17 protein-coding genes are annotated in these 19,794 nt (G+C 61.0%); 3 read left to right on the top strand and 14 right to left on the bottom strand.

Features of this window, described 5'->3' with window-relative positions:
* Positions 1 to 2 precede the first annotated feature (2 nt).
* From AB7F49_RS27320 to AB7F49_RS27295, 6 genes are read right to left on the bottom strand one after another with little or no spacing between them, the layout of a single operon-like run.
* Positions 3 to 923: a branched-chain amino acid ABC transporter permease gene (locus AB7F49_RS27320; RefSeq protein WP_428528288.1), complete on the bottom strand. Its 921-nt coding sequence runs from the start codon at positions 921 to 923 to the stop codon at positions 3 to 5.
* Between the two features lie 50 nt (positions 924 to 973).
* Positions 974 to 2,134 (bottom strand): ABC transporter substrate-binding protein, encoded by a 1,161-nt coding sequence (locus AB7F49_RS27315; RefSeq protein WP_428528286.1) that lies wholly within the window; start codon positions 2,132 to 2,134, stop codon positions 974 to 976.
* Positions 2,135 to 2,177: 43 nt separating this feature from the next.
* Positions 2,178 to 3,305 carry a xanthine dehydrogenase family Fe-S subunit gene (locus tag AB7F49_RS27310; protein WP_428528285.1) on the bottom strand — a complete coding sequence of 376 codons (1,128 nt, stop codon included), beginning with the start codon at positions 3,303 to 3,305 and terminating at the stop codon, positions 2,178 to 2,180.
* Positions 3,302 to 4,117, bottom strand: coding sequence for an FAD binding domain-containing protein (locus AB7F49_RS27305; RefSeq protein WP_428528283.1), 816 nt, complete (start codon positions 4,115 to 4,117; stop codon positions 3,302 to 3,304). The genes AB7F49_RS27310 and AB7F49_RS27305 overlap by 4 nt, the downstream gene beginning before the upstream one ends.
* Positions 4,114 to 6,477: a xanthine dehydrogenase family protein molybdopterin-binding subunit gene (locus AB7F49_RS27300; protein ID WP_428528281.1), complete on the bottom strand. Its 2,364-nt coding sequence runs from the start codon at positions 6,475 to 6,477 to the stop codon at positions 4,114 to 4,116. The genes AB7F49_RS27305 and AB7F49_RS27300 overlap by 4 nt, the downstream gene beginning before the upstream one ends.
* A gap of 34 nt (positions 6,478 to 6,511) precedes the next feature.
* On the bottom strand, positions 6,512 to 7,720 hold the full coding sequence (locus AB7F49_RS27295) for an FAD-dependent oxidoreductase (protein ID WP_428528279.1): 1,209 nt from the start codon (positions 7,718 to 7,720) through the stop codon (positions 6,512 to 6,514).
* 346 nt (positions 7,721 to 8,066) lie between these two features.
* On the opposite strand from AB7F49_RS27295, the gene AB7F49_RS27290 reads away from it, so the two are divergent.
* Entirely contained in the window at positions 8,067 to 8,939 is an 873-nt protein-coding gene (locus tag AB7F49_RS27290; RefSeq protein WP_428528277.1) for an SMP-30/gluconolactonase/LRE family protein, read from the top strand.
* Between the two features lie 328 nt (positions 8,940 to 9,267).
* Here the strand turns inward: AB7F49_RS27290 and AB7F49_RS27285 are convergent, their stop codons facing one another.
* On the bottom strand, positions 9,268 to 9,699 hold the full coding sequence (locus AB7F49_RS27285; RefSeq protein ID WP_428528275.1) for an NUDIX hydrolase: 432 nt from the start codon (positions 9,697 to 9,699) through the stop codon (positions 9,268 to 9,270).
* Between the two features lie 46 nt (positions 9,700 to 9,745).
* Positions 9,746 to 11,641: a cobalamin-dependent protein gene (locus AB7F49_RS27280; protein ID WP_428528273.1), complete on the bottom strand. Its 1,896-nt coding sequence runs from the start codon at positions 11,639 to 11,641 to the stop codon at positions 9,746 to 9,748.
* A gap of 362 nt (positions 11,642 to 12,003) precedes the next feature.
* Here AB7F49_RS27280 and AB7F49_RS27275 point away from each other — a divergent pair, with 362 nt between their 5' ends.
* Together AB7F49_RS27275 and AB7F49_RS27270 are read left to right on the top strand one after the other, a co-directional pair.
* The gene (locus tag AB7F49_RS27275) at positions 12,004 to 12,483 is read left to right on the top strand and encodes a hypothetical protein (RefSeq protein WP_428528271.1); all 480 of its coding nucleotides are present in this window, start codon (positions 12,004 to 12,006) and stop codon (positions 12,481 to 12,483) included.
* Between the two features lie 5 nt (positions 12,484 to 12,488).
* Positions 12,489 to 13,682 (top strand): DNA-processing protein DprA, encoded by a 1,194-nt coding sequence (locus AB7F49_RS27270; protein WP_428528269.1) that lies wholly within the window; start codon positions 12,489 to 12,491, stop codon positions 13,680 to 13,682.
* Between the two features lie 24 nt (positions 13,683 to 13,706).
* Here AB7F49_RS27270 and AB7F49_RS27265 read toward each other — a convergent pair whose 3' ends face one another.
* The 6 genes from AB7F49_RS27265 to AB7F49_RS27240 all read right to left on the bottom strand — a co-directional run.
* On the bottom strand, positions 13,707 to 15,629 hold the full coding sequence (locus AB7F49_RS27265; RefSeq protein ID WP_428528267.1) for an ASKHA domain-containing protein: 1,923 nt from the start codon (positions 15,627 to 15,629) through the stop codon (positions 13,707 to 13,709).
* Positions 15,630 to 15,638: 9 nt separating this feature from the next.
* Positions 15,639 to 16,646: a dihydropteroate synthase gene (locus AB7F49_RS27260; protein WP_428528265.1), complete on the bottom strand. Its 1,008-nt coding sequence runs from the start codon at positions 16,644 to 16,646 to the stop codon at positions 15,639 to 15,641.
* Between the two features lie 27 nt (positions 16,647 to 16,673).
* Positions 16,674 to 17,414 carry a hypothetical protein gene (locus AB7F49_RS27255; RefSeq protein WP_428528263.1) on the bottom strand — a complete coding sequence of 247 codons (741 nt, stop codon included), beginning with the start codon at positions 17,412 to 17,414 and terminating at the stop codon, positions 16,674 to 16,676.
* 164 nt (positions 17,415 to 17,578) lie between these two features.
* Positions 17,579 to 18,469 (bottom strand): phosphonate ABC transporter, permease protein PhnE, encoded by an 891-nt coding sequence (gene phnE, locus AB7F49_RS27250; protein WP_428528261.1) that lies wholly within the window; start codon positions 18,467 to 18,469, stop codon positions 17,579 to 17,581.
* Between the two features lie 10 nt (positions 18,470 to 18,479).
* Positions 18,480 to 19,382 carry a phosphonate ABC transporter, permease protein PhnE gene (gene phnE / locus AB7F49_RS27245; protein ID WP_428528259.1) on the bottom strand — a complete coding sequence of 301 codons (903 nt, stop codon included), beginning with the start codon at positions 19,380 to 19,382 and terminating at the stop codon, positions 18,480 to 18,482.
* Between the two features lie 76 nt (positions 19,383 to 19,458).
* Positions 19,459 to 19,794, bottom strand: a 336-nt coding sequence (locus AB7F49_RS27240; RefSeq protein WP_428528257.1) for a PhnD/SsuA/transferrin family substrate-binding protein, incomplete at its 5' end; no start/stop codon positions are given.

Here is a 19,794-nt window from a genome sequence, read left to right as displayed (position 1 = left end):
GGTCAGATCCGCCCCGACAATATTCCGGTGGGCCGGAACAGCAGCACCACGATCATCAGGAGATATACCGAGGTCGAGGATATCGCCGCGCCGAGAGCCGATGCGGTGGTGATGTCCGTGACCGACTTCAGCATTTGCGGAATAACGGTCCGGCCGACCGTATCGGTAATGCCGACCATCAGGGATGCGATCATGGCCCCCCGCACCGATCCGACGCCGCCGATGATGATGACGACGAAGGCAAGGATAACCATCTGATCGCCCATGCCGACTTCGACGGCCTGGACCGGCCCGATAATCGCGCCTGCAAGCCCGGCCAGCACCGCGCCCAGAGCAAATACCAGCGTGAAGAGCAGCGGCAGGTCCACTCCGAGCGCACGGACCATGTCCCGATTGGTGGAGCCCGCGCGGATCAGCATTCCGACCCGCGTCCGCGCGATGATGTAATAGAGACTCGCCGCGACAATCAGGCCGATCAGCACGATCACCAGCCGATAGAGCGGATAGGAAAAGCTCTCTCCGATATGTACGGCTCCGGACAGGAACTCCGGAACATCGATCTGGTAGGGCTGGCGCCCGAAATAGAGCTTCGTAAGCCCGTTGAAGATCAGGATCAGGGCGAAAGTGGCGAGCACCTGATCCAGATGGGAGCGCGCATAGAGACGGCGGAACACCCCCGTCTCCAGCAACGCACCGATGATCGCAGCACTTGCAAGAGCCGACGCGATGCCGGCTGCGAGCGATCCCGACCGCAGTGTGATATAGGCGCACACGAAGGCCCCGACCATGTAGATCGATCCGTGTGCGAGGTTCACGAGCCCCATGACGCCGAACGTCAGCGTCAGGCCCGCCGTCATGAGAAACAGCGTTGCACCGAGTTGAACGCCGTTCAGGCATTGCTCCGCAATGTATGTCCACATCATCGCATGCCTGCCCTGGCTAGACTCGGCGCAACGGTCTCATCCCGCTTTTCTCATTTGAGCGTGCATTGTTCGGCGAGGTCGGTGGTATAGTTTTCGATGATCTTCTTGCTAAGCTTCTGGACCGGCTCTTTGGCGTCATTGACCGCGTAATGGGTCATGTACCAGTCCTGAATGACGGTCTGGCTCTTGCCGAACGAGATCTTGCCCCTCACCGAGTCGAAATCGGCGGCAAGGATTGCCTTGCGAAAGCCCTCGGCATCATCGAGATTGCCGTTGACCTTCTTGAGCGCCGAGCCGATCAGCCGTGCCGTGTCGTAGCCGGAGGCCGCGTAGACGGTCGGCACGCGCTTGTATTCGGCGCGGTAGGCCGCCACAAATTTCTTGTTTGCCGGATTGTCGAGATCCTCGACCCAGTTCGAGCTGCCGATGACATCCTTCCCGGCCTCGCCCAGCGCCTGCATCAGGCGACCGTCGATGGTGGTGCCCGGAAAAATCTTGACGCCCGTCACACCGGCTTGCCGTAGCTGCCGCAGGAAGCTGATGCCCATTCCGCCGGGAAGGAAAGAATAGATGCCATCCGGCTTCAATGCCTTGATCTGCGACACTTCGGCGGCATAGTCCGTCTGATTGAGTTTCACCAGGATCTCATCGACGACCTGACCTTTGAAATTCTTCTTGAAGCTGCCGACGAATTCGAGGCCGGTATAGTAATTCGCGGCGATCGTCACCACGCGCTTGGCGCCGGAAACATTGGCAGCCACGCCCGCCGAGCCCGCGGAAGCGTCGTTCTGCCAAGCCGAGGCGAAATAATTCGGCTTGCAATTGGCGCCGTCATATTCCTTCGGCCCGTTGTTGTTGTTGATGAAGAACGCGTTGGCGCGAAGGATGTCCGGGATGATGGCCAGAGTGACAGCGGTAAATATCGAGCCGGTGAACAGCCTGATCTTGTCCTGCTGCAGCATCCGCTCCGCGATGGTCTTGCCGGTAGTCGGGTTCAGCCCGTCGTCGGCGACCACGAGTTCGACCGGGATGCCGCCGAGCTTGCCGCCGCCTTCCTTGATGGCCAGCATGAAACCGTCGCGCATATCCTCGCCGAGATAGCCGCCGGGCGTCGACAGCGTGGTTATCATGCCGATCTTGACCGGCGTCTGAGCCAGCGCAGGCGCGCCGGCAGCAATGAGAGCAAGCAGTCCCAGAGTTATCCTGTTCATTGATGTTTCCCCTTCACGACGACACCGCACTTCCTTGCACCCGTCATCGCCCGAACCAGGCGGACAGACGGGCCTTTATGACCGAGACGATGAGTCCGATTGAGCCGAGAGAGCGCGGTGCCTGCTGCACCTCATCTCTGGACCTGAGATTGGCCTCGAGATTGGCGCCGAACAGCACCACCAGACGCTTGACGAATTCGCGCACGAGACCGGATCGGCTGAATTGCGCGAGCGGCCCCAGGAGCTGATAATTTATGGCGAGATCGACCTGTGTCTCGTTCGGTGACTTCGCGATCAGCCGGTATTCCAGACGCCCCTTGGCGCGCGAATTGCCGCTCTCGTCGCCGCCGCTTCCACGAAGCATCCCGACCATCGCAGCCTCGTCGCGGTCGAGCAGCGCTCGCCCGGCAAATGTCGCCTTGATCGGGCCGAACGAAACCTTCATCTGCGCGCGGATGTTCCGGCCGTCGGTTTCGGTGACCTCCGCGCCCGGCAAACAGCGAACGACCCGACGGACGTCCGACATCGCAGCCCACACCTCGTCCCTCGGCATTGCAATGGTGAAGCTGTCGTTCAGCTGCAGCCAGCTGTCGTCCGGTTCATCCAGTTCCATCGGCGCCGGCGCAGAGGCTCGTTGCGCGGAGGCCGGCGCCGGCTCGGGCATCGGAGAGGCCGCCGGCCCGATCCGCCTGCCGACCCGCGCGGAAGGCTCCATTTCGCGCATGACACGCTGGATCGCATTGACGATGCCGACATAGCCGGTGCAACGGCAAATATTCCCCGCCAATTCCTTGCGCAGCCGGCTTTCGTCGATCTCGGAAAAGCGGACGACGATATCGCGCGCGGTGATCAGCATGCCCGGCGTGCAGAAGCCGCATTGCAGCGCGTGCTCCTCATGAAACGCATCGCGCAGCCGGTTCATGACGACGTCATCGACAAAGCCTTCAATGCTGCGTACTTCGCTCGCGTCCAGCGCGACTGCGTAGGCAATGCAGGAGCGGGCCGGCGCGCCATCGATCATCACCGTGCAGGCACCGCAGACGCCGTGTTCACAGCCGAGATGCGTGCCGGTCAGATGACAATGCTTGCGCAGAAAGTCGGCCAGACTGGTGCGCGCCTCGACATCCGCGCGCGTTTCCGAACCGTTTATGCGCAGCGTCGCGACCGTCATGTCAGAGCCCTTTTGAAAGCCCGTTCAAGGGTCGCGGCATAGATGTGCCGATCGATATCGTCGAGTTCGGGCACGATCAGCGCGATCGCATCGGATAATGTCGCGATCGATGGCGTACCCTCGCGCCTGGCCCGGTCTGCGATGTCGTTCAGCATCACCGGCGGCCGGTCGAGCGCGCCCAGGACGGCCCGCGATATCGGGCCATCGTACAGTACCGCGCCTATGGCCTTCGGGAATTCGCCGATCTTTTGGCTCACCTTGTAAATGCCCCAGCGTGCGTCCGGGCGAAGCTCGGCGACCTCGATGCTTTCCAGGATTTCACCCCGCTTCAGCGCCGTGGTGAAGGTGCCGAGCACGAAGTCCGACAACGGGAGGGTGCGCCGTCCGCCAGGTCCCGAGAGGCGGACGCTTGCGTTCAGCATTGTCATGGCCGTCAGCCAATCGGCGGCCGGATCGGCATGCGCGATCGAACCGCCAATCGTGCCCCGGTTTCGCACCGACCGGAACGCGATGGTGCTGGCCACCCCTGCGAGACAGCGCGCAAGACTTGAACCATCGTCGTGGTCTTCCAGCATGGCATGCGTCACGCAGGCGCCGATAACGCGACGACCGGACACTTTCTGAATGGTCTTGAGCTCACTGATGCGGCTCAGATCGATCAGCAGCGACGGCATCGCGAGACGCAGATTGAGCATCGGGCCCAGGGTCTGGCCGCCTGCCATGACGCGCGCGTCGGCGTCGGCCGCAGCCAGCTCATCGACCGCGGCCTGCACCGACGTTGCGGCGAAATATCCGAACGGCGCGGCTTTCATGTTCTGGCCGCCTCACGCTTCCGGGCCTGAAGCACCGCGCCGACGATCCGTCGCGGCGTGATCGGCGTGTCGGTCAATTCCGCGCCGAGCGGACGCAGCGCATCATTGACGGCGCTCAGGATTGCGGCCGGTGCGCCGATCGTGCCCGCCTCACCCATACCCTTCACCCCATGCGCAGTGTAGGGCGACGGCGTTTCCATATGAACGACGCGAATCCGCGGCACTTCGCTCGCGCCCGGCAGGAGATAGTCGGCGAGCGTCGAAGCCAGCGGCTGACCGCTGCGGTCATATCCCATTTCTTCAAGAAGGGCCTGGCCGATACCCTGTGCGGTGCCGCCGTAAGCCTGTCCTTCGACGATCAGCGGATTTACGATCGTGCCGCAGTCCTCGACGATGACATAGTCCAGGATTTCGACGGCACCGACATCGGGATCCACGGCAACGACGACGGCGTGAGTGCCATAACCGATCGCGCCGGTGTCGACGTCGGGCTTGTACCCGATATTCGCTTCCAGCCCGCTCGGATCCATATCCGCCGGCAGGCTGTCCGGCTTGAGATACCAGACGGCTGCGACTTCCTGGATCGAGACTTGCCCGCGCGGTCCGTGAACGACGCCATCCACAAGTCGGGTTTCTTGCGGGCTGCATTGAAGAAGGTGCGCACCGATCGCTTCAACGCGCTGCTTCAGAGCCTGCGCGCTTTTGGAAACGGCACCCCCAGCCATCACAATTCCACGCGAATTGTAGGTCCCGGTGGAATAGGGCGTCAGCGCGGTATCGCCATGGATGACGCGGGTTCGCGAGGGATCGATCCCCAGAATTTCGCAGGCGATCTGCGCGAGCGTGGTTTCGAGGCCCACTCCCGGCGACTGGACACCGACGCGGATTTCAAGCCCGCCATCATTGGTGATCCGCAGCATGGCCTGTTCGTAACCGGGCGCCAGCGGCCAGCCGAGCGCAACAAAGGTCTTCGTGCCGAGCGCGGTCGTTTCCGTGTAATTCGCAAAGCCGACCCCGATGAGTCGTCCGTCCGGCTCCGGACTGCGCTGTCGCGCCCGCACTTTTTCCAGACCGATCGCAACACCAGCCTTGCGCATGCAGGTCTGGTAGTCGCCGCTGTCATAATGCAGACCGGTGATCGTATTGTAAGGCATCTGATCGGCCGGGATCAGGTTCTCGCATTTGACGTCGAACGGCTCCCGGCCGACCGCGCGGGCGAGCGCGTCAAGCGTCAGTTCAAGCGCGAGTGCAAGACCCGGCTTCGAGACCCCGCGATATGGGACCATCGGCGGCTTGTTTGTCGCAACCGAATGCGTCCGGCACCGATAGCCCGACAGCACATAATTGCTTGGAAAATTCCGTCGCGCGAGCACGGCCTCCAGGCTCGCGGAAACGGGCCAGGCGGAATACGCCCCGACATTGACGGTCATCTCGACATCGCAGGCAATCAATTTGCCCGTTTTGTCGGCGAAGGCATTCACTACAAAGTGGTGCTCGCGCGCATTCGCGGCGGCGACAAGATGCTCGCGTCGGTCTTCCGTCCAGCGAAACGCACGCCGAAACTTCATCGCAAGCCAGGAGATGCTGATCTCTTCCGGCTGCAGAACCGATTTGTAGCCGAAGCCACCGCCGACATCCGGCGCGACCACGCGGATCTGCCCTTCGTCCAATCCAAGCGACAGTGAAACCCCTGTTCGAATGATGTGCGGCGCCTGGCTGGAAGAGTAGAGAACCAGCTGGTCGGCCCGATCGTCCCAGTATGCCAGCACGCCCTTGCCTTCGAGGGGCGACATGCAATTGCGCGCGAACTTGAATTCCCGGCGCACCGAGACATCCGCGGTCTTCACCGCCTCCTCGAAATTGACCTCCGTGAGCGTGCTCAGAAAGACATTGTCTCCGAAATGCTCGTGCACGAGCGATGGAGGATTCCGCATCGCCTCGCGTTCGTCGACGACGGCAGGAAGTTCTTCATATTGAACGCGAACGGCGCCGCACATGTCTTCCGCCTGCGCGCGGCTATCGGCAAAGCACATAACCACCGGCTCACCGACCATACGGACCTTGCCGGTCGCTAGGATTGGATAGTCGGCAAATTTGAAGCCTGGAGCGCTGTTCGGCGTGCGGATCGGCTTGACGCCCCCGAGCGAAGCCGCGGTGAAAGCCCGGTCCGCGAAAGTAACCGGAATTTCGATATTGACGATCCTGGCATGAGCGAGCGGACTGCGAAGAAAGGCAACCTCCTGCAGCCGCGGCATCGCGATGTCGTCGATGAATGTGCCTCGGCCGTGCAAGTGGCGCGCATCCTCCTTTCGCGGGACCCGCGCGCCTATTCCACGATGCTTCAGGACGGCTTCATTCATTCGGACACGGGAGCCTTTCGGTCTGGCCGTTCGGCTACGCGATCTGGGAGGCCGCACGCACTCCGTCGATCATGCTGGTTCTCAGCAGATAAGCGCGCGCCAGGTCCGGGCTCTCGGCCGTCCGCTTCATCTCGGTCTGGTTCTCGAGACGGATCGCCGGATCACGTTCCTCGAGCATCTTCTTGTTCTGGATCGTCACCGTCTGCAGAAACGCCTCCGCGACGTGGCGGCGCTGCCGATCGTAGCGGTCCAGAAGATCGTCGTCCGCGCCCTCGTTGATCACCGGAATCAGCTTCTCCGTCAGATTGACGGCATCATGAATTCCGAAATTCATGCCCATGCCGCCCAGCGGATTGTTCACATGGGCCGCATCGCCCGAGAGCATGACGCGGCCTTTGCGGAACCGCCCGGCGACACGCTGATGCACGTGATAGAGATTGACGAATGAAATCCGGCCGGTGTCCCTGGTGTTGGTGAAACGGCCGAGCTGTTCTCGCGCACGGTCGTGCTGAAGCAGTTCGCTCTCCGACATCGTCCCGTAGATCGGGAACACCACGCGCCACTGTCCGGGCGGCCCCGCGCCCGGCACCTTGAACAGCGCAGCCCATTCCCGAGGATCGCTGATGTAGCATGTGAAGGCGAAGCCCTGATCGGCGAAATCGAAACTGGTCGCGATGACGATAAATCGCTCTTCCCAGGTGAAGCCGTCGAAAGAAATGCCCTGCGACTTGCGAACCACGCTGCGGCCGCCGTCGGCGCCGATCAGGAAGTCGCATTCAAGCACGATCTCCGTGCCCGGTTTTCCGGCGCGCACCGTCACCTTGTCGGCGTCCTGCGTCACGTCGACAACGGGCGCCCCCATGTGAATGCGGGCGTCAGGGAACTTTGTCAGTTCGTCGGCCAGGATACGCACCAGCTTGTGTTGCTCGACCTGAAGCCGGTAAGGGTAGCGGGTCTCTCCACCGATCAGGCCAAGATCGAATTCGGCAACCACGCCCTGTTCGCGATCGCGGAATTGCCACTTCCGGGCCACGATGCCTTCCTCATGAAGCCGGTCGGTAACGCCGGTCGCTTCATACATTTCGAGGGTCGGGGGATGAAATGTCGCAGCCCGGGGATCTTCGAAAAACGTGTCCTCCCGCTCCAGCACGGTGACCGGAATGCCCGCGCGCGCGAGAAACAACGCCGCCGTCAGTCCGCTTGGACCTGCGCCAGCGATTGCGACCGAACGCTTCCTCGTCATTCCCTAGTCCCAAGCTGAGCCGCCTTGCGATCACGACAACGTTGAATTGCTGTGATCGAACCCTGCGCCGATAACGTTCCTTCGATGAATTCTATTGAACGTAATTTACTTCGTCAATAGCGAGCATCACTCGTTTTCGGAACGTCGGAGCGTTTGCGACGTCGGTTGTATTTCCTTGCGGTAGGAAACAAGCGATCTAACATGCGTCAGACATCATCGGGATGCGAGAGCAATGAAAGTCGCACTGTCTTCGCTGAAAACATTTGGTTCCGGCCTCGCGCGGCCTGAAAGTGTGATAGCCGGACCAAACGGCTATGTTTTCGCGTCTCATGCCGGACAAGGCGTTGTGCGTATCGCACCCGATGGCACGCAATCCGTTCTCGGTCGGACCAGCGAGTTGAACGGAAGACCGTGGATTCCGAACGGCCTCGCTTTGTCGGCGCGTGCTGGCCTGCTGATCGCCAACATGGGCGAGGACGGCGGAATATGGAGCCTCGCTCCGGAAGGCACGGTAGAACCGTTTCTGGTTTCAGTGAACAACACCGCGCTGCCGGCCACCAATTTCGTGCTCAGCGATTCTCGCGGACGACTCTGGATCAGCGTCAGCACCCGACAATGGCCGATCTCGAAAGCATTCTATCCGGAGAATGCCAGCGACGGCTTCATCATCCGGGTCACAGAGGATGGGCGCGCTGACATCGTGGCTGACCACCTGATTTTCGCCAACGAACTGAGACTGGACGCCGAGGAGCGCTGGCTTTACGTCGCGGAGACCTTCGCCGGGCGCATTTCACGGTTCGAAGTGCAGCCGGACGCAACGCTCGGAGAACGGCAGACATTTGCCGAACTGCCGGAGCACAGCTATCCGGACGGGCTGTGTTTCGACGCCGTGGGCCACCTCTGGGTCGCCAGCATTGTCAGCAACCGGATTTTGCGCGTCGCTCCCGATGCCACGTCGGAGATCGTGGTCGAGGAATTCGATCGGGACTATGTCGAGAACTTCCGCATCAAGTGGGAGCGGCGCGCCCTTGAACGCGCAGACGTCGTCAATCCCGCGAGTCGCATTTTGAAGAATCCAACCAGCTTGGCATTCGGAACTGATGACCAAACGGTCTATGTTGGATCGCTTGGGGGTGACTCTCTTGTAACGTTTCCCAGCTCAGTGGCCGGCCTTCCCATGCAGGCCGTCGAGGCGCTTCGTTTGTATTTGCCAGCATGATTTTTCGACATCATTCCGAAGTGTCGCGGCGGCGTTCATGCGGCACGCCGCCCCAGCGGAAAGGGAGCGCAGGCCGATTCCGAGCCTAGAAAGGCCCCGAACACGGTGCCGTACAATTGGCCTCTGCGAAGTCAGCGAAAGTATTCAACCATGAAAAGCACGATCACGCCGACTATCGCTACAGTCCATAGCCACGCGCGACTTGGCTCAGGACCGCCGTCGTCGTGGGATTTCTGCGAGCCGCCAGACATTGCATATCTCGAATTGGTTCCGGCCTCATGGAAGCGACGACGCTACCGTTGGTATTGCAGAATGCATTAACGTGCTTCTATTGCTCGCGCAGAATTTCCCCTGCGAGGGTGTCAATAATCTGGCTAAGACCCGGCTCCTGCACAAATGATGCAGCGTCTTGCGCGCTTACCCATTTGGTCGAACGTTGATGCTTTTCCGGCCAGTGATGAAGCTGGGACCTGACCTCAAGGACGAACACATCGACAATGCACGGCGAACAGGAACCATCGGAAAGTCGCTTCTGATAGCAGTATTGTCCCCTCGGGCTTTCGCTGACACGGCCGATTACCCCACCTTCCTCCATGGCTTCGTGTGCGGCCGCTTCAGAAGGCTTCATCCCCGGTACCGGCCAGCCTTTCGGAATAATCCACCTTCTGCTTCCTCGCGATGTGATCAGCATGATCTCGATGCTGCCATTCGATCGCCGATAAGGCAGTGCAGCATACTGCGCTTTTTGCGATTGATGCATCACCTTGTCGCCGACCCTTTTGCCCCGGCAATCACGCGTTCCGCTGCTAGGCCGGCACCCGCTCGGAAACCAGCCGCTTGCACAATTCCACCGCCTCCGGAGCATTGTCGCCATAACCGTTGGCACCGATTTCCATGGCGAAGTCGCGCGAGACGGGCGCGCCGCCGCAGATCACCGGGATCGTCATCCCTTCCTTCTTGATCTGCTCGACGATCAGTTTCATGAACGGCATCGTCGTCGTGAGCAACGCGGAGAGCCCGATCACATCCGCGTCGACCTTTCTGGCGGTCTCGATGATCATCTCCGCCTTCACGTTGACGCCGAGGTCGACCACCTTGAACCCGGCGCCCTCCAGCATCATGCCGACCAGGTTCTTTCCGATGTCGTGCAGGTCGCCGAACACCGTGGCGGTCACGATCACGCCCTTGGGCTTCGACTTCTTCGCCGTGATGATCGGACGCAGCACTTCGAGGCCCTGCTTCATCGCCTTCGCGGCCATCAGCATTTCGGGTACGAAGAATTCGCCCGCGGCGAACAGGTCTCCGACCTCGCCCATCGGCGGGATCAGGCCCTCGTCGAGGATGTCATTCGGCGATTCGCCGTCTTCCAGCGCCTGCGCGACCAGTTCGGCGCAGGTATCGCCGTCGAATTCCATGATTGCATCATAAATACCCTGGAAGATCGGCTTGCGGCCGCTCGCCGCGAGGGCGATGGCTTCCTGCTTGGCTTCCTTCGCCTTGTCGGCATCGGAGCCAGTGCTCATGCCCATGAAGCCCTTGCCGCCGGCCATCTCGGCGGCGACCCCGCCGGGTCCGCTCAGCACTTCGCCGGCATAGGGCAGTTCGCCGCGGCGGAACATCTTCACCGCCTCGATCGCGGTGCGGACATTTTCGACGGGCGTCTGCGCAGAGAAGCTGCAGAAATACAGGAAGAATTTCTTGCCGTGCGGTCCGCGGCTTCCGACTTCCATATATTCATGGACGCGGCGGATGATGTCCTCGCGGGTGCCTTTCTGCAGAAGCAGCGTACCGACGCCGAACGACAGCGCGCAGCCCTTCTTGTCCGCATATTTCCGGATGCGTTCGGTGCCGACCCGGAAGCAGTCCGGATCCTGCACCTTCAGATATTGCGGCGTGACCTGGAGCTTGATGTCCCAGTATTCCTCAGCATTCTCGGCGAAAGCATCGCCCCACCAATTGTCGCAGCGCAGCCCGCGCCGGTTGCCGGTAAGCTTGCGCAGCTTGTCGAGATAAGGCACCGAGAATTCGTGCACCATCTCCTCGGTGATGAAGGGCAGCGATCCGACCGCGTCCTTGCCGTTCGCGATCTCGGCGCCGGGCACCACCTTGAAATAGGCGTTGATGTAGGGCGCGAGCACTTCCTCGCAGAGCCAGTTCATCACCTTGTGAACGAATTGCGGACGTTCGGCGATCGCGACCACCATCTTCTCGAACTGCATCACCTGCGCGCACAGATTGATCGGCGCGCAATAATGGATGTGATGCGGAAAGCCGGTGAGTTCCTGGCAGAGCTGCAACACTTCCAGCACCCAGGGCATACGGCCGGTCTTGAACGGATCTGGCGCCTTCATGCGGGCAAGATCCTTCTCGGTCTCGATGATCGGCCGGGTGTTATCGAGCGCGGGATAAAGATCGTCGAACCACGCCATGTCGCCGCCGAGCGCCTCAGCCTCGACCGAATAGACGTCCCAGACCATGTCCGGCACGTCGAACCCGAATTCCTGCTGCACGTCGAGGTTGCCGCGAACGAAGAGTTCCGGGTCGCTGAAGAATTTGCGGCCGTTATGGCCGCCATATTTCATGCAGAACTCGGCCATCTGGGTGGTCGCGGGCGCGAAGGCCGCGTCCTGCCCGTTCATGATGGCTTTGTACTGCGCGACACCCGCGCTGAAATCGTATTTGTCGTACTTGAATCGTGACATGGAGGCTTCCCCGGAGCGCTTCGCGGCGATGCGATGCACGGCGAGCGCGCAGCAATCGCACCGATTTGAGACGAAGCGGGCTGTTGGTCTTGGCGGGTGGCCCTTGAGGACCGGAACACGCCGTTGCCGGGAAGCCCGATAATGGAGCTATAAGGGCCTCATCGACGGCCCCAATGCAAGCGATTTCCTCTACTGAACCATTTTTCTTCAGCATCGCGCGGGCGTCAAGTTCAACCCGCAGTCTCCGCCCGCACCAGATCAGTCCGAACGCACCGCAGCATGAAAAGAGGCAGCCGCAGTCCGGGACGGAGCCGGATTGAAATATTCGCAACTTTCGATGATTGTTGTTGCGGGAGGAGACAATGAGCAGCACGCGCGTCCGCCTTTGGGATTCAGGCCGTCACGAGGCCTATGTCAAGGAGCGAGATCTGGCATTGGAGCGCCGGCTCGATGAACGCGAAGGCACCAGCATTGCCCGCGACATCGACCAGGTCTGGATGCAACTGAGCGATGATGAACGGGAGGCGCTCGAATATCTTCTCCTGACCGGGGCGCGCTCCTGCGTCGGCAATTGCAGCGAGCCTCTGCTGTCACGACTTGTCGGAAGAGGCTTGCTGATGTGGCCACCCGGGGTACGGCCGGTGCTGACCGACGATCTTGTCACTTCGTTTCTGATACCACCTGCGGTCTGGGATGCCTTGCAGCCCCGACGCCGGGCCCTTTCCGAGCAAGAAACTGAAAGGTTGATTGAAGCCGGCAAGAGCCGCTTTTCGGAACAATTCACCCCGCTGGTGACCTCCGAAATCACATCTGACCCATTCCGTCCGTCCGGCCTGGATTGATACCGATGACGGCACCTACCGAAACCGGCGCAATCACAAAGGCGACCTTGTTGTTGACCTCCCGGTTCAATCAGTCCACCGCCGGTCCGCGTCCGCTGTCTCCATCCGAGTATCACAATCTGGCTCAATGGCTCGATACACGCGGTGCTTCACTTGCCGATCTCCTGAAGCCGAATGCACGTATCACGCTGCGCGCGTATGTCGGCGCCGACCGGCTATTGGCCTTGCTATCACGTCTTGCCGATGCCGAGCGCCTGATCGGTCACTGCGGCGCGCTCGGCATCTGGGCCCTGGGGGAGCGCGAAGCGGCATTTCCCGCCAGGCTGCGTCAGCGTCTCAAGACCGCATGCCTGCCGCTGCTTTTCGGCGCCGGCCGGCCCGAGGCGCTCGATCAGGGTGGCATCTGCATCGTCGGGTCGCGCGATAGTGCGGACGAGGCGCAAGATTTCGCCCGCGCGACCGGCACGCGCGCCGGCTCGGAAGGACTGGTCGTGATCTCAAGCGACATGCGCGGGATCGACCGCGAGGCGGTGTCCGCGGCACTTGCCGCCGGCGGTCGCGCCATTTGCGTGCTCTCCGACAGTCTCGAAAAAGCAGTGATCAGCAAGCGCTACCGCGACGCCCTGTCGGCAAACCGCATTACCCTGGCGACTCCCTTCACGCCGGACACGCGCTTTACCGTCGCCAACGCCATGCGCGCGAACCGGTATCAATACGGACTGTCGGACGCCGCCATCATCGTGGAAACGCGTCAGACCGGCGGCATCTGGTCGGGAGCGGACGAGAACCGCAAGCATGGCTGGGTGCCTGCTTTTGTTCGAGCCGGGGTCGGCACCTCATCCGGCAACAATGCGCTGCTCCACCTCGGCCTGCTGCCAATCACCAGGCACAACGTTGAAAAAAGTCCGAGCCTGACCCACTTCCTGCTTGAACGCGCCACCTCCCAACCGCCCTTGCACGCGGACATGTCCGAGCTGCCCGCCCCGAGCCCATCCATCTCGGCCCAGATTGATCTTTATTCAATCTTCCTGAGCGAACTGGACAATGTTGGAGAATCAATCGGGTATGCGGAACATGCGGTAGCCGCGTATTTCGGCATCGAGCCTTTGCAGGCTCGCGTCTGGCTTACGCGCGCGCGACGCGAAAGGCGAATTCCGACGGAAGCCGTGCCCGAAACGGTGAAGAGCGACTCTTATTGAAGCGGTCCAGGCGGTCGATTCAGTTCAAGCGGTCGATGCGGCATTTGCGGTCTGCTCCTCCGCCACGACCCTCCTGCGTCCAGGTTTGGAAAAACGACACGCATCCACAAAGATGTCCTGGAATTCCATTCGCGTCGCAAGCGCGACATGCTCGATGCGACGCGCAATGTTGAAGGCACGAGAGCGCTCGGTTTCCGAAATCAGGGCGAGCTGCGCACCCAGCAATGCCGCGTTGCCGACATAGTTTATCCGCTCGAGCGGCAACGGAGGCAACAACCGGATCGCGACGGCGCTCTCGATATTCACGTAATTGCCGAAGCCGCCCGACATCATCACCTCCTCAATCGATTCGTCCGGCACGCCCAGCACCTGTTGCAGCATCATCACGCCGCCATAGATCGCGGCCTTGGCGAGTTGAAGCTGACGGATGTCATTCTGCGTCAGCAATACCGCTTCGTCGCGCCCGCTTTCATCGCGCGGCACCAGAACAAAGGCACGACCGCCGTCATCCTTGATGATACGAGCACTGAGCTTTTCCGGCAACGGACCGACCGCCTGTCGCCATAGCCTCCCGGCCGGATCAATTACGCCGGCGTCGAGCATTTTCGCAGCGGCATCGATCAATCCCGATCCGCAGATGCCGATGGCGGGCACGTCGCCGATCACCTGGCAATGCACGTCATCGTCGATCGCAACCTTCTCGATCGCGCCGACCGCGCCACGCATGCCGTGCTTGACCTGTCCACCCTCGAAGGTCGGGCCCGCCGGCGCAGAGCAGACCAGGAGCCGATCCTTGGAGCCGAGCACAACCTCGCCGTTGGTTCCGATATCGACAAGAAGGCGGATGCCTTCACTCTCATGGATGCGCGTTGCAATAATGCCGGCGATCGTATCGGCACCAACGAAACCGGCGACGATCGGCAGGAAGCAGACCCGGGCATTGGGTGCGCGCTTGATCGGCAATTCCGAGGCCGGCACCACGACCGGATCGCGCACCACCGGCGCATAGGGTGCAAGTCCCACATAGCTTGTGTCGATTCCGAGACAGATATGATGCATGCAGGTATTGCCGACGATTACGACCTTATAGATGTGCTCTGGCAATACGCTCGCTTGTTCGGTCGCGGTGTCGATGAATTCGTTCAGCTGATTGAGAATACGTGCACGCAGCGTCTGCAGCTTCTTGGCATCGAATTGTGCATAGGCGATGCGCGACATCAGATCGCCGCCATAGATCGCCTGCGGATTGACCGCGCTGACGGACGCGAGCTGTTCGCCGGTTCGCAGGTCGACCAGCGAGCCCACGACACTGGTAGTGCCGACGTCGAAGGCCATGCCGTAGATGCGTTCGGAGGTGTCGCCGGGCTCGATGTCGATGATCTGATTTCGGAACGTCGTTACTGTGATGCGGCCCAGTTCAGCGCGAAGAATGGTCGGCAGCCGTCGCAACACGTCGAGCGTCTGCTCGCGCGAGGTTTCGGGCGGCAGACAGGACAGGATTTCCTCGATGTCGGATGTCTGATGGTTTTCGTCCTGCGGCGCCTTGGCATGGATGTAGAACTTGCGGACGCCGGAATCGATCTCGTGCTCGCCGGCAGAGAACACCCCCATGTCCGAGAGAATTTGGTGCCCCGCCTCGCTCTTCGGCGGCATTGCCGCAATCGAGCAATCGGCGACCGCAGGCATCTGGCACGACAGCCGGAATCGCTCGTGCACGGCATCCTGGCCGAGTTGCAGCGTGTCCTGCAGGGTCGGAGGAGCGATCTCCCCGGAAATCGCCTTGACGCGGCACGACCGGCATCGGCCACGGCGGCCGCAGGTCGCCGCAACCTCGATTCCCGCCTCCAGCGCGGCGTCCAGCACCATCGAACCCTGCGGCACGACCTTGGTCGCGATTATGCGACCTCCCGCAGGATCGACGAAGGTGATGGCGACCGTCTTGGCCATGGAAACGCCTCAGCCCGCTGCGCGCATCGGCTGGCGGCTTCGGGGCGGAGACGGCGCGCGGAAAGCGGCCATGTAGCGCATCGCGAACTCATCCTTGCCGAGCACGACATCGGCACCGAGCTTGAACTCGACAAAGTCTTTCGGCGGGTTCATCACCGGATCGATCATCAGCGTGTCGCATCCTGCCAGAATCGACAGGATGATGAAGGCGTGATTCATGATCTTGCGCTGCGGCAGACCGAACGACGTATTGCTGTGTCCCCCGAAGATATGGACCTCGGGATAGAGGCGCCGGATTTCGCGTACCGCCTCAAGGTAATGGGTACCGAATGCACCGCCGGTCGAAGCCGGGAAAGCGAGCGGATCAAGATAGCGATCGGTCACCGCTATGCCGGCGCTGCTCATCATGTCCATCAATTCGCACAGGTTTTGCACGCGCTCGCGCTCATCCTTTGGCATGCCGTTGCGTCCACTGGCATTCGCAAACAGCAGAGCGTTTTTTTCTTTCGCGAGCTTGATCAGATCCTGCCGTCCGTCTTCCAGATTGACCGAGTTTATCGCCGCCCGGCTCTTGCTGGAATCGTGGACACTGAGGCCTGCGACGATGGTTTCCGGGTCGGAAGAGTCGATTGCGAGAATCGCATCGGTGATTTTCTGTGCAACCGGGATCAGCCAGATCATGGTTTTGTGCCGGATCGCAGGATCGACCGCGATCTCGTCGACGCACAGATCGATGATATTGGCGCCGGCCGCGACCTGGGAATTGATGACCCAGGCAAGGTAGTCGATGTTCTGCGTTCGCACGGCGTGTGCAACATGCGGAATTTGAAAGGTGCGCAGCTTGGCCGGGTCGGCCGGCCATATCTCGGTGATATCGAGAAGCCGCTTCGAGCCATCCGGCCCGGTATAAGACACACCGACCTTGCCGCCTTCGTGCACGACGCGGGGAGAAGTCGGCTTCAGCCGACGGGTAGTGTTGAAGTTCTCACCGATGATGTCGAACACTTTTTCTGTCATGCCGCGCTCCAATTCATCCACTGCCAGCTATGCGTTTTGGTTTGGTTCGGCACATCGCCGCAGTCCAAACAATCCGGTGCGCGACATTTTCGGCATCATCGCACAACTCTCGAGCAACTCGACCGGAAGGTCGATGCCTTCGAACAGCTTGAAGAACGGCTTCTGATCCTCGAGCGGCCAGTCTACCTTGCGATCGCCGACGCGGAAGACGTATCCCGGAGCCAGCCGGCGCGAGAGTTCAAGACCCTGCCGCAGCGCAGCCTGGCGAGCCTGCTGCGTAAAGAGCCGCGTCGCCTCCTCGATCGCGACCCATCCGGCGGTCTCGAGGAAGACCGCATCGAGAAGATTGTCGGATTCGGACAGATTCCTTTGTGTTGTATCGAACCGGCTGCCGAGCGTCATGACGAAGGCCATTGCTTCGCTGCAGCCCGTCAGATGCTTGGCGAAGACCGGCCCGTGAAAGGCGATCCCGTTTGCAAGCGCGAGTCCTTCCGCGTCGCAACGCTCGATGGCGACGCGACAATGGTGAACGACCGGCATCATCGCGGCCGCGGCAAGCTCGGCAGTCCGCTCGGCCATACGCCGCACAGCCGTCCGTATCGGCGCTCCGGACGGATAGCCCATGATCTTGAGCATCTGTTCGTGACGAATCACGATGCCGCGCGGCACAAAAATACCGAATGCTGCTCCGGCGGCCGGCCGCAATCCTGCGTCCGCGGCATGCTCGCGGGGCGCAGCGCTGCACCCGATGTCCTGTAGCGGAAACATAAGTTGCCCTTCGCGATTCCTGCTGGAATCGCGTGACCAGGAAAGGGCTTGCAGGCCTCGCGGCCGAAAAAAGCCCGGTCATGTGTGCGGCGCGGGAAGGCTGCGCCGGCACCCCAAGCCAAATATTCCAAAACGGCCGCCGTCGTCAACCGAAGCTGATTGATTCATCGCGGTTCCGCATCGTCGGCCGGCGGCGTGCGCTCCTCCGCCCCTATCAGATAGTAACGCAGGACTTGGGATAGATAGTCGATGGCATAGACCGTCAATACCACCAGAATGATGATGAGGCAGGCCTCCTGCAGCTCATAGGCGCGCAATCGGTCAGCAAGCAGGAAGCCAATGCCGCCGGCACCGACGATGCCCAGAATGGAGGCCGAGCGGACATTGTGTTCGAACATATAGAGGGTGTTGGACAACATCATCGGCAGCACCTGCGGCAGAACCCCGAAGCGGATGCGCTGCAATCCGTTGCCGCCCGCGGCGGTAACGCCGTCTACCTGCTTGCGGTCGAGATTCTCGATTGCCTCGGAATACAGCTTGATGAACGTGCCGGTCTCCACAATCGCAATCGCCATGATGCCTGCGAGCGGGCCCAATCCGATCGCGCGAACGAAGATCAGCGCCCAGATCAGGTAGTCGAAGGAGCGCAGCAGGTCAGCAAATCGCCGCGTGCCGAACTGCAGTGGACGCGATCGCGTCATGTTCTTCGAGGCCAGGAAGCCGAGCGGAAACGCGAACACGGCACCGAGCAGGGTGCCGATAAAGGCCATGGCGATGGTTTCTCCCATCACCTTGAGGAAGGTCGGTAGCTGTGCCCATCCGGTCGGGGGAAACATCTGGCCCACCACGACCGACCCGAATTTCCCCATCCCATGCAGGAAGTCGCCGGACAGAAAGCCGAAGCGATACATGCAATAGAACGTCAGCAATGTGCCGCCGCCCCACTTGAACCAGAACGCCAGGCGATCCCGCAGGCTGGCAGAAAATGCCCGCGGGAACGCCGCCTTCTCGGCAGCGATGTCAGCTTCGGTCAGATTGGCGAAGGGGCGGGTCATGATTGCGGCCTCAATGCGAGAAGCTGGCTTTGCCGATCACACGATGGCGGAACCGCTCGCTGATCATGTCGATGAGCATGATGGTGACCACCACAATCAGCAGGATCGCTCCTGCGTCGGCGAAATAGAGGAGCTGAATCGAGGTGAAGAGATCGTGACCGATCCCACCTGCGCCGACGAAGCCGACGATGGTGGCGCTCCGCACGTTCAGCTCGATGCGCCAGAACGAATAGCCCAGAAAGTTCGGCAGCACCTGCGGCAAGACGCCGAAACGCATCTCGTGGAACCAGTTGCCGCCGGAGGCTCGCACCCCATCGATCGGCAATTGCGAAATATTCTCGTTGACCTCGGCAAACAGCTTGCCCTGCGCTCCGATGGTATGGACAGTTATGGCCAGAACGCCCGGCAACGGACCGATACCGAAAGCCAGAACGAAAAGCAGCGCCCACACGATATCCGGTACGGTGCGAGCAATTTCCAGTACGCGGCGCGTGACCCAGTAGATGATGTAGTTGCGGGCGAGATTGCGCGCCGCAAAGAAGCTCAACGCGCCGCCGATGGCAGTGCCCAGCACAGTCGCGAGATAGGCCATGAGGAGGGTGTTGAGCAGACTGTCCATCCACTTGCCGAAACCCCAGTACCACTCACCAATATCGTGAGCAAAGGTCTTGAAGTGGATAGGAGGCACCATCTGGCGCAGAAAGTCGGTGGTGCGGGGCAGCCCCTCGATCAGCGTCAAGACGTTGAACTTTGCGGTTATGCCAGCGGCGACAACACAAAACACGAAGCCGACCGTAAAGAGGATCGCGTACAGCCTCTTCTGGCGGCGATATGAGGCATATTGCTGCTCGAACAACGCGACGTCATCGCGCTTGCGGGCCGCTGGGCTGAGGTTCAATTCCGTCACGGTCATCGGCTATCCAGGGTATGGGATTTCCAGTGGACGCGGGCCAATCCCCGCGTCCACGATCTGTATGATCGGCCGACCGCTATCTCTTCTTGCGCGCTTCGCGTTCGTCAGCTGCCGCCTGACACATCAGGAGGTAATCCTCGTGATAGACGCGGACCAGACCGTTTGTCTTGCCCTGCGCGACGGACTCCGCGAGCTTCATGTCGTGGTCCTTCAGACGCACGAACAGCTTTTCGATATCGGCCCGCATTTCGAGCGGCAAATCCTTGCGGATAACGATCGGAGGCGACGGCAATTGAGGAGAGGTCCAGATGACGCGAATATCTTCGCGCTTCAGCATGCCGCGATTCATCATCTGCCTGAGATTGCCGATGTTATCGTTCTTGGAGGTCCAGGTGACGGTTCCGTCATAGGT

The sequence above is a fragment of the Pseudorhodoplanes sp. genome (genome assembly GCF_050250235.1).
Classification (GTDB): Bacteria; Pseudomonadota; Alphaproteobacteria; order Rhizobiales; family Xanthobacteraceae; genus Pseudorhodoplanes.
This window is presented reverse-complemented; position numbering and strand designations above follow the sequence as displayed.

Excerpts from the sequence above, each read along its gene's own strand:
- AB7F49_RS27320 (WP_428528288.1), bottom strand. The coding sequence starts at position 923 with ATGATGTGGACATACATTGCGGAGCAATGCCTGAACGGCGTTCAACTC.
- AB7F49_RS27315 (WP_428528286.1), bottom strand. The coding sequence starts at position 2,134 with ATGAACAGGATAACTCTGGGACTGCTTGCTCTCATTGCTGCCGGCGCG.
- AB7F49_RS27310 (WP_428528285.1), bottom strand. The coding sequence starts at position 3,305 with ATGACGGTCGCGACGCTGCGCATAAACGGTTCGGAAACGCGCGCGGAT.
- AB7F49_RS27305 (WP_428528283.1), bottom strand. The coding sequence starts at position 4,117 with ATGAAAGCCGCGCCGTTCGGATATTTCGCCGCAACGTCGGTGCAGGCC.
- AB7F49_RS27300 (WP_428528281.1), bottom strand. The coding sequence starts at position 6,477 with ATGAATGAAGCCGTCCTGAAGCATCGTGGAATAGGCGCGCGGGTCCCG.
- AB7F49_RS27295 (WP_428528279.1), bottom strand. The coding sequence starts at position 7,720 with ATGACGAGGAAGCGTTCGGTCGCAATCGCTGGCGCAGGTCCAAGCGGA.
- AB7F49_RS27285 (WP_428528275.1), bottom strand. The coding sequence starts at position 9,699 with ATGCATCAATCGCAAAAAGCGCAGTATGCTGCACTGCCTTATCGGCGA.
- AB7F49_RS27280 (WP_428528273.1), bottom strand. The coding sequence starts at position 11,641 with ATGTCACGATTCAAGTACGACAAATACGATTTCAGCGCGGGTGTCGCG.
- AB7F49_RS27275 (WP_428528271.1), top strand. The coding sequence starts at position 12,004 with ATGAGCAGCACGCGCGTCCGCCTTTGGGATTCAGGCCGTCACGAGGCC.
- AB7F49_RS27270 (WP_428528269.1), top strand. The coding sequence starts at position 12,489 with ATGACGGCACCTACCGAAACCGGCGCAATCACAAAGGCGACCTTGTTG.
- AB7F49_RS27265 (WP_428528267.1), bottom strand. The coding sequence starts at position 15,629 with ATGGCCAAGACGGTCGCCATCACCTTCGTCGATCCTGCGGGAGGTCGC.
- AB7F49_RS27260 (WP_428528265.1), bottom strand. The coding sequence starts at position 16,646 with ATGACAGAAAAAGTGTTCGACATCATCGGTGAGAACTTCAACACTACC.
- AB7F49_RS27255 (WP_428528263.1), bottom strand. The coding sequence starts at position 17,414 with ATGTTTCCGCTACAGGACATCGGGTGCAGCGCTGCGCCCCGCGAGCAT.
- phnE (WP_428528261.1), bottom strand. The coding sequence starts at position 18,469 with ATGACCCGCCCCTTCGCCAATCTGACCGAAGCTGACATCGCTGCCGAG.
- phnE (WP_428528259.1), bottom strand. The coding sequence starts at position 19,382 with ATGACCGTGACGGAATTGAACCTCAGCCCAGCGGCCCGCAAGCGCGAT.